The sequence below is a fragment of the Desulfonatronum zhilinae genome (assembly GCF_900182865.1).
GTDB classification, from domain to species: Bacteria; Desulfobacterota; Desulfovibrionia; order Desulfovibrionales; family Desulfonatronaceae; genus Desulfonatronum; species Desulfonatronum lacustre.
On the sequence record NZ_FXUJ01000010.1, the window covers coordinates 72,320 to 89,521 of the forward strand.

Here is a 17,202-nt window from a genome sequence, read left to right on the forward strand (position 1 = left end):
GGAGGTCCGAACATGGAAATACTTTCCCTCTCTGAGGCGAAAATGAAGTTCAGCCATCTTGTGGACATGGTCAACGCCACGGACCAGGAGGTCGTGATCACCAGAAACGGGCGACCTGCCGCTGTTTTGGTCAGCCCTGACGAGTTTTCAAGCTGGTCGGAAACCTTGCTCATCCAGTCCGATCCACGGCTTTTGGAGGAAATTGCCTCGGGAATGCGGGATATGAAGGAAAACAAGGCCAGCCTGTACACCATTGACGAACTTTTCGCCGAATGAGCCGGAGTCCCTTGTATCGACTGCGCGTTTCAGACGATCTGGCAGCACTGATTCGCGGTCTGCATCCAGAGCTGAAAGGAAAAGTCCGCGAGGCACTTGTGCTGATCGTGGAGAATCCGGCACTGGGGAAGCCCTTGAAGCGAGAACTGGAGGGCCTCAGAAGCTTTCGCGTCAACAGATTTCGGATCATTTACAACTTGGCTGCAAACAGAGAAGTCCAGATCATCGCCATCGGCCCCCGTGACCGGATCTATGAGGAAACGGCCCGCATGGAGAGGAGGGAATGAACTTCCTGGGGGAAGATCCTGATAACAGCAGACAGCCGGAGCGAAGCCTCTCCCTGGCCTTCCTGCCCGTGCGATCCGGACACGTCACCAACATGTCCAGGCATGTTCAGGCATCTCCAGGCCGCCATGAATGTTGGCAGTGCCAGAAAAGTTGGCGCAAGCAGTATGGCGTTTAATGGTTGGCGTATTTTGTAATATAACGAAATTTTTTGTCTTTTTTATGGCATGGATCGTGCTTGATAGGCAACATCTGCTTCGCATGCTGAACAGATACACATTTTACGCATCACATGGAGGAAATCACATGAAATCCAAGTCTTGTTCGTCCTGGGGCATTGCCTCGCCCATTGCGGCACTGTTTCTGCTCCTGTTGTCCGGTTTCATCGCGCTGCCCATGGCCCCGGCAGAAGCCTGCACCACCATTCTCGTCGGCCACGAAGCCACCGCGGATGGGTCCCTGATCATCGCCCGCAATGAAGACAACGCCGGTGCGTCAGACGCCCAGAACATCGTGCGTCACGCTCCTCGCAACGAGGCTTTTACTTTTAACGCCAACGACAACGACTTCACCTGGCCCATGCCGCCGAATGGGCTGGGCTACGTAGCCTTTCCCAAATGGCAGTCCGAAGACCAGAAGGACCTGTCCTTTGAGGAAACCGGGATCAACGACTACGGTATCGCCATCTCGGCCACGGAAACCATTTTCAACAGCAACGCCATTCTGGCCATTGATCCCTACGTGACAGACACCGGCCTGACCGAGGATTCCATCACTTCGGTGGTCCTGCCCTATGCCACCTCGGCTCGGGAAGGCATTCGACTGCTGGGGCGGATCATCGAAACGGCCGGTGCTGGTGAAGGCTTTGGCGTGGCCCTCAGCGACCGCAACGAGATCTGGTACCTGGAGACCGCCTCCGGCCATCACTGGCTGGCCCAGCGCCTCCCGGCGGACACGTATTTCGTTTCCGCCAACCAGGGGCGCTTCCAGTCCGCTGACTTCGCCGATCCTATGAACGTGATGACGTCCCCCGGGTTCGTGGAGTTTCTTGTGGAAAACAAGCTGTCCGATCCGGCCCAAAGCCCGTTCAATTTCTTCACCTGCTGCATCAGCGACAGCGAGCACGACCACACCTACAACTATCCCCGGGTGCGCGAACTGCTCAAGCTCTACTCCGGCATCGAGTATGCCCAGGAGGACGGACTGTATCCGGTTTTTGTCCGGCCCGACCGGAAACTGACGGTCCAGGACGTGGCCCAGGGTCTGCGCAACCGGTATCAGGGCACCCCGCACGATCCGTATATGCACCAGAATCCCAAGGAACCCTACCGGCCCGTCAGTGTGATGCGCGCCTCCCTCTCGCACATCACCCAGACCCGGCCGGACCTGCCCGGCGACCTCGCGGTTATTCAATATATCGCCCTGGGCATGCCCGACCTGGGCGTGTACATGCCCTTTTACAAGGGCGTGACCGACATGCCCGCGGCTTACCAGGGAGCCACCGGCGAGATGGACGACCACTCCTTGTTCTGGCGCTCCCGCAAGATGCAGGCCCTGGTGTTGCAGGACTATCCCCGTCTGGCCCCTGTCGCGCATCAGGTCATTGCCGATTTTGAGCAGGAACTGGCGACCGGGCAGTCGGCCATGGAAGCCGGGTACCTCGCGCTGTGGCAGCAGGACCGGGACGCCGCCAAGGCCCTGATCCAGGTTTTCACCGACCAGGCCGTGGCTGACCTGGAGCAGATGCTCGACGAGCTGATCGCGCGGTTTGCCAAGGAATTGGGCCTGGAATCCCTGACCGACGAGCAGTTTTTTGAGCTGATCATGGGCATCGAGAAGAAATACCATTTTCACGGTGCGTGATCCGCACCAGCGTTTTCGATCCCGATCCCGATTCCGACCCTGGCAACGGCAGTGCCCATGTCTGGGAAGGTCGGATTCGCGAATACATGCCATTTTCGGCGACAACATTGTAATTCGTAATGGTCCCCCTGGCGCTTTGGATGGATGGGATGCGGGGCAAGGGTTTGTCGAGGTATAAGGAGAAAGGCCATGATAAGAACGCGGGCGCTGTTCCTGGCCGTCAGCCTGGGGCTGTTTCTGGCCCCATACACAGCCGGGCCTGGCTGGGCCTATGATGCGCGACATCTTGAGCGGTTGATGGAGACCGGGCACTGCGAGCAGTGCGACCTGGACCATGCCGATCTGGAAGGGCATGTCCTGCCTGACGCCATCTTGCTTTCCGCCTCGCTGCTCCAGGCCAATCTGGCTCGGGCCGATTTGCGCGGTGCGAACCTTGACAGGGCCGATTTGCGCGGGGCCAGGCTGATGGAAGCCAGCCTGGGCGGTGCGAAACTGAATATGGCCGATCTGCGCGGGGCGAGTCTGAACGATGCGATGCTGATCGACGCTGGTTTGCGGCGGGCCGACCTGCGCACAGCAAGCCTGAACAGGGCCACGCTGGCCGGAGCCAACCTGCGCGAGGCCAATCTGGGCGAGGCCTGGCTGATCTCGGCGGTTCTGGAAAATGCTGATCTGCGTCGGGCCAAACTGGGCTTGGCCATGCTGCGCCGAGCCAACTTTTTCGGCGCTGACCTGGAAGACGCCGACCTCCGCGGAGCGGATCTCCGTGACGCGGATCTGCGTAATGTCAATCTACGCGGCGCGGACCTGTCCCAGGCCATCTGGACGGACGGCCGGGTCTGTGCTCTGGACTCCATCGGCGAGTGCAGGTAAGCAGGGCGCTCCCTCCCAAATCAACGGCCCAGCTCCAGAACCGAAGACAGGCTCGTGCATGCCATATTTTTTCCGTCAAACGAATTGGGCGTTTTTGCCACTGATACTGTTCCTTGCACTTTGGCCCGTATTGAGCCAAGCCCAGGAAATAACGCAGGATACGGGCCAGAATCTGGGTTTGAACTTGTTGCGGTCCCAGCTTCAAATCTCAAATGATCCACAAATCGAACTCCAAGACCGGACGGATAATCCGTCCGGGTCCACGCAATACGTCCTGCCGTCGTCTGATCAGCCCGGCCTGCCCGAAGTCCTGGAACTGAACCTTACCGAGGCCATCCATCTGGCCCTGCGCCAGAACCGAGAGATTGAGAGCGCCTACCTGGGCCGGATCCTTCAGAAATTTTCGTTAGGCAAAGATCTGTCCAAGTTCTGGCCGAATCTGGAAATTTCGCCCAGGACGGATGCCTCCATCGCTGGCTCGTCCGCGCAATACGTCGCGGACGGTCCGGAAGCGGAACGGTCGCGGACCGAGACCGTGAACGCCGGGCTCACCACCAGCGTGACTCAGAAGGTGCCCACCGGCGCGGAGCTGTCCTTTGCCTGGGACAACACCATCACCGGAATCCGCAGCCATGACGGGGAAACAATGAGCCGGGAGAGCGGGCTGACCGGCTGGTCCGTGGGCTTCCGTCAGCCCTTGCTCAAGGGCGGTGGAACCAGGTACAATACGGCATCCCTGGTCCGGGCCGCGATGCAGGAGGAAGACAACGTTCGCGCCCTGCGGGATACGCTCATAGGCACCATCAACGGGGTGATCAGGGAATACCGCGCCATGATGGGGGCCAAACAGCGGTTGGAACTGGCCGAGGACGCCCTGGCCAAGGCCCGCAAACACCTGGATGATACCAGGGTACTCATCGCCGCGGGCCGCCGCGCGGCCAGTGAAAGCTTGCAGGCTGAGGCTGACTTGGCCCAAAAGGAACTGGATCTGGAAACATCCCGCCAGGGACTGGATACCGCCCGGTTGAACTTGGTCCGCCGCTTGGAGCTGGACAGCGGCACGGCCATCGCCCTGACCGAGCCCATTGAGTTGCAGCCCATAACCCCGGTTTTCGAAGACTGCCTGGAGCTGGCCCTGGAGCGCGACCAGGGCTATCTGGCTGCTCAAAACGCCTTGGAACTGGCCCGGATGAGCCTGGACGACGTTCTGAATCAGCGGCGTTGGGACCTGGACCTGGAAGGGGCCTACTCCGACGGCTGGCGCCACCGCCACCCGGACCCGAGTTCCCGGCAGGATGAATGGCGGGTGGGCGTGTCTCTGAAAATCCCCTTGCCCATCTACGGCGATCCCAAGTATGATCGGGAGCAGCCCCTGCTTTCAGCGCGCATCGCCCTGCGCCGGGCTGAAATGGCCCTGATCACGGTCCGGGAAAACCTGGAAAATTCTGTGCGCCAGCGGGTGCTGGACGTGGAATCCCGCCTGAAGCAGGTCGAGTTGGCCCGGCGGACCTATGAGCTGTCCGAACAGACCTACCAATTCAGTGAACTGAGATACCAGTTGGGACAGATGTCCAACACCAACTTCATCACCGAGCAGGACCGGCTGCGCAACGCCCGCAACAGTTTCAACGATTCCATCCTCAACTACCAGAATTCCCTGACCGAACTGGACGCCCTCCTGGCCACGACCCTGGATACCTGGGGCATCGCCTTTGTCGCGGAGCGCGCCGACCTGGAAGAACAGTATCTTGGCGGCAACGTCTGGTTGCTGGACCGCTAACCTGAAAAGGATCCGTCATGAACCCCGCGGACCATTTGCATCAAAATATCCTGGAAAACATGCGCGACGGGGTGATGGCCCTGGATTTTCAAGGCCGGGTCACCCTGTTCAACCCGGCTGCCGCGGAGATTCTGCGCCTGGACCGGGACCGGGTGCGCGGGCGGACCTTTGCCGAAGTCTTTCTGAGCATGGACGAGGCCAACGACGAGTTCAACCAGGTGGTGCTGGACGCGGTTTTTGAAAAGGCCGTGGGTCGGCAGGAGACCGTGGACTTCATCCGTCCCGGCGGGGCGCGGGCCACCCTGTCCCTGACCTCGTCCTATCTGCGCGGCGAGGAGGACGACCAGGCCCGTGGCGTGATCCTGGTCTTTTCAGACATCACGGCCCTGAAGACCCTGCAGGAGCAGGAGCGGGAAAACAGCCGCAAGCTGGCCCGGGCCTATACCGATCTGGAAGAATCCAACGCCCGCCTGACCCAGACCATGAAACGGGCCCAAGTGGTGCGTATTCTGGCCACCCTGGGCGTGATCCTCTTTTTCGTCGGCCTGGGAGTCGTTCATTTCCAGGGCTTCTCCCCGCTCAAGTCCCTGCCCGGCCTGGCCACCCCGGCCCCGGTCTCCGACGGTCCGACCAGCCAGATCCATACGGTGCGCGCCCAGCCCCTGACGGCCACCATTTCCCTGTCCGGTCGGCTCCAGCCGGTGGAGGAGATCGTGGTCACCGCGCCCTTTGACGCCCGGATTCTGGAAAATCACTTCATTTTCGGCCAGCGAGTGCGTCAGGGCGACCTGTTGCTGGTCCTGGACGTGTCCGAACTGGAGGTCAAGCTGCGCGAGGCCCGGGGCAACCGGATCAAGGCCGCGCAAAAGTACGCCGAACTGCGCGACTGGGACAGTGGCCAGGAAATGGCCCGTGCGCGGCGCAGCGTGGAGCGGGCCGAGAACAAGCTGGAGACAGACCGGCGCAAGCTGGATGAAAGCGAGCTGCTCTATTCCCGTGGGCTGATTCCGGCCAACGAACTGGACACAGCCAAGCAGCAGCTCCAGTCCTCGACCACGGATCTGATCTCCAGCCAGGAAGACCTGGCCTCCACCCGGGACAAGGGCAACCCGGACAACGTGATGATCGCCCGCATGGAGCTGGACAACGCCGAGCTGCGCCTTGCGGAGTTGGAGAGCCAGACGGCCCAGGCCCGGGTGCTGGCTCCGGCCTCCGGCGTGGTGGTCCGGCCCACGGTGGAGGAGGACAAGAAGACCTCCCTGGACCGGGGAGGGCGGGTCACGGCCGGGTCCGCCCTGCTGGCCCTGGGTGATCTGAGCGGGCTGCGGGTGCTGACCAAGGTGGATGAGGTGGACATCGGCAAGCTCGTCCCGGGCCAGAAGGTCACGGCTCGTGGCGACGCCTTTCCCGGCCTGACCCTGTCCGGCCTGGTGGCCCATATCTCGGCCCAGGCCACCGGCGGCACCGGGCACCAGGCCCCGACCTTCGACGTCCAGATCACCATTCCGGAACTGAGCCCGGAGGCCGAAGAGGTGATCCGCGTGGGCATGAGTGCGGACCTGGAGGTCCTGGTCCACGACAACCCCTCGGCCCTGCTCCTGCCCCTGCACCTCGTCCGCCCCCAGCGCGGCCAGTCGCTGGTCCGGGTTCTCCTGGACAACGACCAGATCGAAGAACGCGAAGTCCAGACCGGGATGACCACGCTGAACGCGGTGGAAATTCTCTCCGGGCTGCATGTTGAAGAACGGTTGGTGGAGTGGTGAGACGATCTCTCCTCCGCGGAAGAAGTTATTGACGTCTGAACGCTGACATGGATATGCGCAGGATGTACATTTTTTGTAACTACTCAGCACAGAGGAATTCTGTTGCCGGGGTCGGAATCGGAATCGGGATCGGGATCGAAAACGCTGGGGTGCGTTCTAAATTCTTCCTGTTTCGATTCCGATTCCGATAGCGACCCCGACTCCGATTGCCGGAGCAAGATCGGACACAAAATGTGCTGAGTAGATACCATTTTTTTATAGCCCCAGGAGGCAACCATGCTTACAACAGTGCAAAAATGGGGAAATGCTCAGGGCCTGCAACTGCCTCGCGACGTGCTCGCGGATGTTGGTATCCAAGTGGGGGATCAAGTCTCGGTGGCTGTGCAAGGCGGTCTTATCGTCATCGCGCCTTCACGGACCAAACGCGGAAAATACCGATTGGAAGATCTGGTGGCCCGTATCCCGAAAGATTCCCAACCATTGGAAATGGATTGGGGAAAGGCGGAGGGGAAGGAGGTCTGGTAGGTGTCCACGTTTACTTGCGTACGGATGAGCGACTTTCCTCAAACCAAGTGGTAACCATGTCCCTGTTCAAGCTGGAAAATATTCGCAAGTCTTTTACTTTGGGACCGGTGCAGGTGGAGGTGCTCAAGGGGGTGGATTTGGAGGTGGGGGCCGGGGAGCTGGTGTCCATCATGGGGACGTCCGGGTGCGGCAAGTCCACGTTGATGAACGTGATCGGGTTCCTGGATCAGCCGACCTCGGGCCGCTATCTGATGGAGGGCCGGGAAACCTCGTCCTTGTCGGACCGGGAGTTGTCCACTATCCGCAATCAGAAGATCGGCTTTGTCTTTCAGCAATTCAACCTGCTGGGCCGACTTACTGCCCTGGAAAACGTCTGCCTGCCCTTGATCTACCGGGGCATGGGGGAGCGGGAGCAGCGGCGGATCGCCCGGGAAATGCTGGAGCGGGTGGGCATGGCTGAGCGGGCTGGGCACAAGCCCACGGAATTGTCCGGCGGCCAGCAGCAGCGGGTGGCCATTGCCCGTGCCCTGGCCGGATCGCCGTCCATCATCCTGGCCGACGAACCCACCGGGGCCCTGGACACCCAGGTGGGCCAGGACATCATGAACCTGTTTCTGGAACTCAACACCACCCAGAAAATTACCACCATCCTGATCACCCACGATCCGCATATCGCGGCCCAGTGCCGACGGGTGGTCCGGATGAAGGACGGGATGATCGCGGACAACTCCCAGGCAAGGACCACGCCATGATGATCAAGGCCAACCTCCGGGAGGCCTCCCGGTCCCTGATCGCTGCCAAGCAGCGCTCCATTCTGGCCCTGCTGGGCATTGTCATCGGCATCGGTTCGGTGATCGCCCTGGTCTCCACCGGGGCCCTGGCCCAGCGCGAAACCCTGCGCCAGTTCATGGAAATGGGCACGGACATCATCTCCATCCAGATGGAGCAGGGGCGGGGAGAGCGGGGCGGCGCGCCGACCGGCTTCAGTCTGGAAGAGGCCCTGGCCTTGCCGGAGCGGTTGGCGACGATCCGTTCCGTGGCCCCGTACGCCTCGGCCTTTGGCGAACTGCGTCGGGAAGGCCAGCGAATTTCCATTCCGCTGCTGGGCGTGACTGAATCCTTTTTGGACATGAACAAGCTGGAGCTGGAGCAGGGCCGGTTCATCTCGGACCTGGACGTGCTGATGTCCCATTCCGTGCTGGGCGGCAACCTGGCCCAGCGGTTGCTGGGCCAGGGCATGGCCGTGGGGGTGGGGGAGCACGTTTATTTCGACAACCGCAAGTTGACCGTGGCCGGGATCCTGCGCCCCGCGGCCATGGGCGCCATGCGGCCCTACGAGGCCAGCGAAGGGCTGATGCTGCCCATCACCACGGTCCTGCGCGTCTCGCCCCAAAACGCCATCCGCACGATCATGGCCCGGCTGGAGCCGGGCGTCGCGGCCAGCCAAGCCACCGCGGAAGTGCAGGCCTATTTTGCAGGCCTGTCCCGGCCCAAGCAGATCCGGGTGACCAGCCCGGAACAGATCATTGAGCACATGGAGCGCCAGTCCCGGATGTTCACCCTGCTCCTGGGGGCCATCGGCAGCATCTCCCTGGTCGTGGGCGGAGTGGGGGTGATGAACGTGATGCTGGTCTCGGTCAGCGAACGCCGCCGGGAGATCGGCATCCGTCGGGCCCTGGGTGCGCAGAAACGGGACATCCAATGGCAATTCCTGATCGAGTCCGTGCTGCTCTCCCTGGTGGGCGGGATTCTGGGCATCCTCATCGGCGTGGGAGCCTCCTACGGCATCGCCCATTACTCCGGCTGGCGGTTCGAGCTGGTCCACGGAGCCCTGCTCCTGGGCGTCGGTGTCTCCGCGGCCGTGGGCATTTTCTTCGGCTACTACCCGGCCCGCCAGGCTGCCGCTCTCAACCCGATCCAGGCCCTGCGGGCCGAGTGAAGATCCAGATTTTTTCTTTTTGCACCGTGAACGCGACCCACGGTGCCCGAATGACCCTGGATGCCGTGAATCATGGCTCCCCACGTCGAACATTGAAGACCCATCAAAAGTAAGGATTTGGGAAGGAGTGTTCTCATGGATCCTGATTTTGGAGCTAAAAAGCAGCTTTTGCGAAAGCAGGCTGAAGCACGATTGGCCAAAACACCATGGCCGATTGAAAATCTGTCCGTGAAAGAAATCAAGGCTCTGATCCACGAGTACCAGGTCCATCAGATCGAGCTGGAACTGCAGAACGAGGAGCTTCGCCACGCCCAGGCAGCCCTGGAGCAAAGCCGGGCGCGCTATTTCGAGCTTTATGACCTGGCCCCGGTGGGTTACGTCACCCTCTCCGAGCCGGGACTGATCCTGGAGGCCAATCTCGCCGCCTCGGTCCTGCTGGCTACGGAACGAAGCGCCCTGCTCATGCAGCCGATCTCCCGCTTCATTTACAAGAAAGACCAGGACATCTACTACCTGTTTCGCAAAAAACTCTTTGGGACGGGCGAACTTCAGAAATGCGAGCTCCGGCTGGTCGGATCGGACGGCAGCCACATCTGGGCGGACCTGACCGCCACCGCGGCGCGGGACCTCGACGGTACTCCGGTGTGTCGGGTTGTCATCAAGGATATTTCCGATCGCAAGCGAGCCAACGAGATGTTGGTCCAGGCGAAAGAAGAGCAGTTTGATAGCGTTTTTTATGCATCGCCCATCGGCATTGCGGTGTATAACGAACTGGGTATTATGCGGTCGATGAACAAGGCCTTCCAGAAAATTTACGGAATACATGATGAGAGTCCAATCAAAGGCATAGCGCTTTTCGACGATCCATTTCTGAGCAGAAAAGCAAGGCGAAGGTTGCTGAAAGGTGGCAAGGTCAGCGAGGTGGTGTCCTTTGATTGTCAGAACCCCGCGGCCCGTGAAGCGTATGGAACAACAAAGACCGGAACATTGTATCTGGATGTGCAGATTACCCCGTTAGGTTCGAAGCCGCGCCGCGCCGTGATCGGCTACATGGCACAGGTTCAGGACATTTCGGCCCGCAAGCAGGCTGAGGAGGCCCAGCGAGAGTTATCGAGGCAGCTCATCCTGGGCCATGAGGACGAGCGGAGGATGGTTTCCCGTGAACTGCATGATGGTGTGGGGCAGGATCTTGTGACCGTGAAAATCGGCCTGGACGAACTGGGCCAGAGTTATCCTGACCTCTGTCCGGAAATTCTGGACAGGATCGCGGGCTTTTCCAGTCAAATTGGCAAGGCCATCTCGGGTATCCGGGATATGGCCTATGAACAGCACCCTTTGGGGCTGGAGCAGTTCGGATTTGCGCAGACCATTAAGCAGCACGTTAGCGAGTTCAGGGAAAAAACCGGCATTGACGTGGATCTGAGCCTTGCGGGCCTTGAAGACCTGGCCCTGGGCGGGGACATGGACATCAATCTGTACCGTCTGATTCAGGAGGGCCTGCGCAATATCCAGAGGCATGCCCATGCCCATCGGGTTACCGTGAAAGTGGTGAAGTCCTTTTCAGGCATCATCCTGCGGATCGAAGACGACGGCCTCGGCTTTGATCCGGTGCAACGGCTGGCGAGCGCGATCTTGGAAAAGCGCATGGGCATGCGCAGCATGCTGGAACGGGCCACCCTGCTCGGGGGAACGATGCGCATCCAGTCGCGCATAGGGCAAGGAACGAGAATTCTGGTCGAACTCCCCTCTGATAACAGTGTTCCATCACATGACGTAAAGAGCGCGGGGCGTGGTCGAAATCGAAATGGTGTAGAAATTGCTAAAGCCGTCTTCGGTGACGCACTTGTTTTTTTGATTTCGATTTCGATACCGACTTCAATTTATACTGTTTGAGGTTAAATATTTAGTATCTACTCAGCACATCTTACCCGCTCTTACTCCGGCAATCGGGGTCGGGGTCGCTATCGGTATCGGCATCGGAACGGAGAATAATTGAACGAGCCCCACCCTTTTCGATCCCGATTCCGATACCGACACCGACACCGGCAACGGCACTACTCGGTGCTGAATAGTTACAATATTTACTGATGTGCCAAGGGGAGCGTCATGATTTCTTTGGAAGCGTTTCACCCTTTGAGGCCGCTCCTTCAGGGCTGAATGGTTGTTGGGGGACGTTTCTCCAGGGCGTTGCCCTGGGCTGACTATTTCGCCCTTTCAGGGCTAGCTTGAAGCCCCAAAGGGTCGGCATACGATAGCCCGGGGCAACGCCCCGGGATGGCGATGAGGATGGCGATGAGAAAACAAAAGAGCCCTGAAAGGGCGGCCCAAGCTGTCATTTGGGGTAACTACTCAGTACATTTTGTGTCCGATCTTGCTCCGGCAATCGGTGTCGGGGTCGGCGCTTCGCTATCGGATTCGGAATCGAAACAGGAAGAATTTAGAACGCATCCCAGCGTTTTCGATCCCGATCCCGATTCCGATTCCGACCCCGGCAACAGAATTACTCTGTGCTGAGTAGTTACCATTTGGGAAGCAAAGTCGAACAAGGAACCGGTATGATTCCGAAAAAGACAGTGTTGATTGTTGATGACCACCCGCTCTACAGGGAGGGCCTCAAGGCCATAATCCTTCGAAGCCCGACATTCGAGATGGCGGGAGAAGCCGGTGACGCGGAGGAGGGACTTCGACAGGCCAAGTCGTTGCGACCCGATCTTGCCCTGGTGGACATATCCCTGCCCGGGGAGAGCGGCATTGATCTGGTCCGGAGCCTGAAAAGCGTCCTGCCCGAGACGCATATCCTGGTCGTCAGCATGCATTCCAGAATGGACTACATCAGCGAGGCCTTCCAGGCCGGGGCCCTGGGATATGTGGTCAAGGAATCCGCCGGAGAAGGGTTGCTGAAGGCCCTGGAAGTCGTGGCCAACGGCGAGTTTTTTCTGGACAGTTCGGTTTCCCGTGAGGTGGTCCTGGGAATCGTGAATCATCCTGACGGGCGGTCGTCCGGCACCAACGGCGAGTACGGGAGCCTGACCCCCCGCGAGCAGGAGATCTTTCGGCTGCTGGCGGAAGGGCACTCGACCAAGGTAATCGCGAAGCGGCTTTTTCTCAGCCCGAAAACCGTGGAGAACCACCGCACCAACATCATGCGCAAGCTCGAACTCCAGCGGCCCATGGACCTGATCCGCTACGCGGTCAGGATCGGCCTGATTGATGTGGACCAGTGGAAGGATTGAGCCCCAGGGCAGATTCGTTTCACGCCTAAGCAAGCATTCCCCCAACGCCCCTTCGATCAACGCATCAAACACCCTCCTCTGTGTCTCCCGGGAGAAATTCCTGTCTTCTCCCGGGGGATTTTCTTCTTCTCCATGAGATTTTTGTAACTATTCAGTACATCCTGGGTAGAGCCTCATTCCGACGCTGGATTCCCGCCTTCGCGGGAATGACGTGTTTTTCAATGCCGTCTCCAAGTCAGTCATACCCGCGAAGGCGGGTATCCAGGCCGCTTTTACTCGGATGAGCTGAGTAGTTACAGATTTTTTTTGTAACTACTCAGCACAGAGTAATTCTGATGCCGACCCCGATTGTCGGAGCAAAAGCGGACACAAAATGTGCTGAGTAGATACACCTTTTTCGCCTCTTCCGGGAAATATTCTCGCCTCCACCAGAGATTATTTCCCGCATAAATAAGAGATTCCCCTACAGACGAGGCTATCTGAAGAGGATATTTCGGTCCGTAATATGTAATTTTCTTCGTAACTATATCAGCACATCGAGGGCAATGCCTCATCCCGGCACTGGATTCCCGCCTGCGCGGGAATGACTTGTTTTGCCATGCCGCCTCCGAATCAGTCATACCCGCGAAGGCGGGTATCCAGGCCGCATTACTCGGATGAACTGAGTAGTTACTTTTCTTCTATAATCCGAGACTGAGGAGTGCCGCGCGATCACGGGGGAAGGGCCGGATTTCCCTGTTTCGTCGCCGCCACGAATCCATCGCCGACATCGGTAGCATCGAAGACCCACGGAGACATCGATCATGAATTATCACTCTTCGCTGCCTTTGGCTGGAGTCCTTGGGAGGGGATCGTCATGCCCTCCCGCATTCGTGAACCCAAACGGAGGTGAGCAGTTCTTCAAGACGCTTGTGGAGTGGATCAATGTCCCTTTGGTAATGCTTGATGCCCAACGAAGGATTTCCTATGCCAACAATACATTTTATCAGTTGACAGGTTTTACGTCATTCGATGTCCTCGGGGTAAGGCTCGATGCTCTTGTTCCGCAACATCAGCGTAATTTGATCCATCACCAGATGCTCTTGCTCGGAAACGGAAAAAATATCTCTTTTGACATCCAGCTTCCGATAAAGAATGGCGCTTTCGTTCATCTTGGCGTGTCCGTCTTTCCGTTCCCACGAAATATTCAAGAATTTACCGGTGCATTTACGGTATTTTCAAAAATCGCGGAAAACAGCATGGGCGTTAATGATGCTGTTTTCAGCGCAAAGAAAGAGCTGGAGCATACTATTGATTCAGTCCATGACTTAATATGCGTTGTGGACAGGAAGAATGTCATCAAACGAGTCAATATGTCTTTTGCACGGCATTTCAATATGCATCCAAGCGCATTGATCGGCAAAAAGTGTGACGAACTCTTTGATTTTTACCTGCCTCGTTTATCCTCTGAACAAGAATATCCTTCCTCCGCGAAGAAAAACGTTCTTCAGCAGACAATCCATTCTGAACGTCTGGGGGGATTTTTCCAGATCACGGTATCGCCGTTCAACGACTCCAGCAACACCACCGTTGGAGCAGTCTACGTTATTCACAACCCCCATCAGCAGGTCGGCGACAAGGCGCGGTTCCGGACCAGGGACACCCATGCCCGTGAGAAGATCGCCGCTCAGGACGAACTGTTGCGCACGGCCTCGATCATCGAACGCGTGCCCGAGAGTGTCGTGCTCACGGACACCAACTGGGGGATCAGCTACGTCAATCCAGCGTTCTTGAAAATGACCGGATTGGACCGACGACAGGTTCTCTCGGGAAAGATGAACCTGTTGCCCTTTTTCCAGCACGCCTGCCTGCCGGAAAAAGACAAAATGGAAAAACTGATGCTCGACAAAGGCATCTGGCATGGGAGTTTTGTCGTGCGGTGCAAGGACGGTTCGCGCCGCGACACCAGGGCACAGATTTCCCCCCTGAAGGGCCCGGATGGGGCGATCACCAATTACGTCGCCATCCTGTGCGACGTGACGCATGAGGTGCGTTTGGAGCGACGCATCCGCAATGTCGAGAAGCTGGAGGCCATCGGGATCGCGGCCGGGGGGACCGCGCATGATTTCAACAACATTCTCGGAGGGATCATCGGCTCCATTGAACTGGCCGCGGAGCAGCTTGAGGATGGCGACCCCGTGCGCACGGATCTGGAGCTGGCCCTGGGATACGCTGAAGACGCCAAAAAACTTGTCAGTCAGATTTTGACTTTCAAGCGCCAGGGTTCCCCGACTGTTCTTCCATCGGCCGGCCTTGATCTTGTTCAGAGCGCCATTGCCGTCACTCGCGGGTTGTTGCCCAAAGGCGTGCGCATCGTCCAGAAATTACAGCCGACCACTTGGCAGCTCGTCGCCGAATCCACGCATATGCATCAGATCCTCATGAACCTCTGCACCAACGCAGCCCAGGCCATGGACGGTCAGGGCGCAATCAAAGTGACCCTGGCCGAGGCAATACTTGAAGGCCCCCTGGCTGTTTACGACAATCAGCTTCCCGAGGGTGAATACCTGCACCTTGCGGTCAGGGACAACGGCCGAGGCATCCCTGAGGAAATACGCGACCAGGTCTTTGAACCGCTCTTTACCACCAGGAAAAGCGCGGGAGGCACGGGCATGGGGCTGCCCATCGTTCACGCCGTCTCGCAGAAACTGGGCGGTGGCGTTGTCCTGGACAGCCGTCAAGGTCGGGGCACGACGGTCCATGTCTACCTTCCTCGATGCATTCCCCCGACGCTTTCCCCAGGGATATCCTGATGGATAGCCAGGTTGATTCCCCCCGGGCTGGCAATCAGGACGCCATGCCGGAACCTTTTCATTCGGATGATCCTGGTCGGTTCGGGGAGGGGAAAAGGACTCTTGTCCTGATCATTGATGACGACAAGATCATCTGCAACGTCCTGTCTAAAAAGATCCTTCGATTGGGATATGATGTTCAGTGCGCGCATACCATCCGCAAGGGCCTTGAACTCCTTGAACTCTTTGACTTCGACGTGGTTTTCCTGGATGTCCGCCTGCCCGACGGCAACGGCCTGGAGGCGTTGCCGACGATCAACCGCGGGAGCAAGCCCCCGGAGGTGATCATCATTACCGGCGAGTCCGATCCGGACGGCGCCGAACTGGCCATCCGCAACGGCGCATGGGATTATGTTCAAAAGCCGTCTTCCCTGAAGTCGATGCTGTTGCCGTTGATCCGGGCCTTGCAATACCGTGAGAAAAAGACATGCACAGGCCTGAGGGCCCTGAAAGTCAACGGCATTGTTGGTCGAAGCCCTCGGATCAAGGCATGTTTCGATCACTTGGCCCAGGCCGCGGAGAGCGACATGTCGGTGCTTGTCACGGGCGAGACCGGTACGGGCAAAGAGCTTTTCGCGAGGGCCGTTCACGAGAACAGCGCCAGAGCAAAGGGGCGCTTTGTTATTGTGGATTGCGCGACTCTTCACGAAAACCTCGTCGAGTCCGAGTTGTTCGGTTCCGTCAAGGGGGCGTTCACGGGCGCTGATTCGCTTCGGGAAGGGCTGATCATCAAGGCGGATGGCGGAACCCTGTTTCTGGACGAAGTGGGAGAACTGCCCCTGTCTGTTCAGAAAAAGTTTCTGCGCGTCCTCCAGGAACATCGCTTCCGCAAGGTTGGGGACAACAGGGAAATCAAGAGCAATTTCCGGCTGGTCTGCGCCACGAACCAGGATTTGGAGGCCATGACCCAGGCCGGCACGTTTCGTCAGGACCTCCTCTTTCGCCTGAAATCCATGCATATTCAACTTCCGTCCCTGATCGACCGGCGTGAGGACATCAAGGAACTGACCGTCCACCATATGAACACGGTCTGTGAACAATACGGACTGCCCACCAAGGGCATGTCGCCGGAATTCACCGAGGCGCTGTTGAACTACGATTGGCCGGGCAATGTCCGTGAGTTGTTCGGCACCCTGGAGAACGTCCTGGTTTCGGCCAGAAACGAGCCGATCCTCTATCCGCAGCATTTACCCATGGAGATGCGGATCAAGGCAAAAAAGGCATGCCTGCGCAAGGATCATAAATCCTCCAGCCAGGCCCAGTTTTCGTCGGTTCACGAGGTTCCCCAGATTCCCAAAGTCCCGCGGCAGGGCGAACCGGAAGAGCAGCGGGGCGCTTTCGTCGAAGACCTTGAAGCCTCCGTGATTGAGCCCGCCCTGAATTCCTCCCGCACCCTTCCGGGACTCGGCTTTTCGGAATCAGAGTCCGTCAAGGCGAGTGCGTTGATGGCCAAAGACCTCCCGACGCTGCGGGAACTGCGGGAACAGACCGTCAGTGCCCTGGAACGGGAATACATTCATGAAATCATGCGGCGTGTCGGTCACGACCTGCCCGAAGTCCTGCGCCTTTCCGGCATTTCCAGGGCCAGGTTCTACGAACTCCTCAAAAAGCACTCCATTCCATTCCGTTGAACTGAGAAGTTTCTGCAATCCCGGAGGTTTCGTTAGATCGTGGTGGCCGCTGACACCCTCCCCCAAAAAAAAAATGTAACTACTCAGCACAGAGTAATTCTGTTGCCGGAATCGGAATCGGAATCGGGATCGGGATCGGGATCGAAAACGCTGGGATGCGTTCTAAATTCTTCCTATTTCGATTCCGAATCCGATTCCGACCC

The 17,202-nt window shown here is 58.5% G+C and carries 14 protein-coding genes; all 14 read left to right on the forward strand.

What is annotated here, in order from left to right; translation table 11 throughout:
- The first annotated feature begins 12 nt into the window (after window positions 1–12).
- The 14 genes from AC559A_RS09800 (at window position 13) to AC559A_RS09865 (ending at window position 16,999) form a co-directional block, all read left to right on the forward strand.
- Window positions 13–276 (forward strand): type II toxin-antitoxin system Phd/YefM family antitoxin, encoded by a 264-nt coding sequence (locus AC559A_RS09800; protein ID WP_028571792.1) that lies wholly within the window; start codon window positions 13–15, stop codon window positions 274–276.
- The gene (locus AC559A_RS09805; RefSeq protein WP_498817780.1) at window positions 273–563 is read left to right on the forward strand and encodes a type II toxin-antitoxin system RelE family toxin; all 291 of its coding nucleotides are present in this window, start codon (window positions 273–275) and stop codon (window positions 561–563) included. The genes AC559A_RS09800 and AC559A_RS09805 overlap by 4 nt, the downstream gene beginning before the upstream one ends.
- Complete coding sequence (locus AC559A_RS09810) at window positions 560–739, forward strand: hypothetical protein (RefSeq protein ID WP_498817781.1); 180 nt, start codon at window positions 560–562, stop codon at window positions 737–739. Before AC559A_RS09805 ends, AC559A_RS09810 begins: the two co-directional genes overlap by 4 nt.
- 128 nt (window positions 740–867) lie before the next feature.
- Window positions 868–2,424 carry a C69 family dipeptidase gene (locus AC559A_RS09815; protein WP_498817782.1) on the forward strand — a complete coding sequence of 519 codons (1,557 nt, stop codon included), beginning with the start codon at window positions 868–870 and terminating at the stop codon, window positions 2,422–2,424.
- A 189-nt stretch (window positions 2,425–2,613) separates the two neighbouring features.
- Window positions 2,614–3,297, forward strand: a complete 684-nt coding sequence (locus AC559A_RS09820; RefSeq protein ID WP_498817783.1) for a pentapeptide repeat-containing protein — start codon at window positions 2,614–2,616, stop codon at window positions 3,295–3,297.
- A gap of 94 nt (window positions 3,298–3,391) precedes the next feature.
- Window positions 3,392–5,077 (forward strand): TolC family protein, encoded by a 1,686-nt coding sequence (locus AC559A_RS09825; RefSeq protein ID WP_498817784.1) that lies wholly within the window; start codon window positions 3,392–3,394, stop codon window positions 5,075–5,077.
- 17 nt (window positions 5,078–5,094) lie between these two features.
- Complete coding sequence (locus AC559A_RS09830) at window positions 5,095–6,840, forward strand: PAS domain-containing protein (protein WP_498817785.1); 1,746 nt, start codon at window positions 5,095–5,097, stop codon at window positions 6,838–6,840.
- Window positions 6,841–7,116: 276 nt separating this feature from the next.
- Complete coding sequence (locus AC559A_RS09835) at window positions 7,117–7,365, forward strand: AbrB/MazE/SpoVT family DNA-binding domain-containing protein (RefSeq protein ID WP_498817786.1); 249 nt, start codon at window positions 7,117–7,119, stop codon at window positions 7,363–7,365.
- A 56-nt stretch (window positions 7,366–7,421) separates the two neighbouring features.
- The gene (locus AC559A_RS09840) at window positions 7,422–8,117 is read left to right on the forward strand and encodes an ABC transporter ATP-binding protein (protein WP_498817787.1); all 696 of its coding nucleotides are present in this window, start codon (window positions 7,422–7,424) and stop codon (window positions 8,115–8,117) included.
- Window positions 8,114–9,304: an ABC transporter permease gene (locus AC559A_RS09845; RefSeq protein WP_498817788.1), complete on the forward strand. Its 1,191-nt coding sequence runs from the start codon at window positions 8,114–8,116 to the stop codon at window positions 9,302–9,304. The genes AC559A_RS09840 and AC559A_RS09845 overlap by 4 nt, the downstream gene beginning before the upstream one ends.
- 135 nt (window positions 9,305–9,439) lie before the next feature.
- On the forward strand, window positions 9,440–11,197 hold the full coding sequence (locus AC559A_RS09850; protein ID WP_498817789.1) for a PAS domain-containing sensor histidine kinase: 1,758 nt from the start codon (window positions 9,440–9,442) through the stop codon (window positions 11,195–11,197).
- A gap of 680 nt (window positions 11,198–11,877) precedes the next feature.
- The gene (locus AC559A_RS09855; protein WP_498817790.1) at window positions 11,878–12,537 is read left to right on the forward strand and encodes a response regulator; all 660 of its coding nucleotides are present in this window, start codon (window positions 11,878–11,880) and stop codon (window positions 12,535–12,537) included.
- Between the two features lie 938 nt (window positions 12,538–13,475).
- A complete protein-coding gene (locus AC559A_RS09860) occupies window positions 13,476–15,329 on the forward strand; it encodes a PAS domain-containing protein (RefSeq protein WP_498817823.1) in 1,854 nt (617 codons plus the stop codon).
- A complete protein-coding gene (locus tag AC559A_RS09865; RefSeq protein ID WP_498817791.1) occupies window positions 15,329–16,999 on the forward strand; it encodes a sigma-54-dependent transcriptional regulator in 1,671 nt (556 codons plus the stop codon). Before AC559A_RS09860 ends, AC559A_RS09865 begins: the two co-directional genes overlap by 1 nt.
- Window positions 17,000–17,202 lie beyond the last annotated feature (203 nt).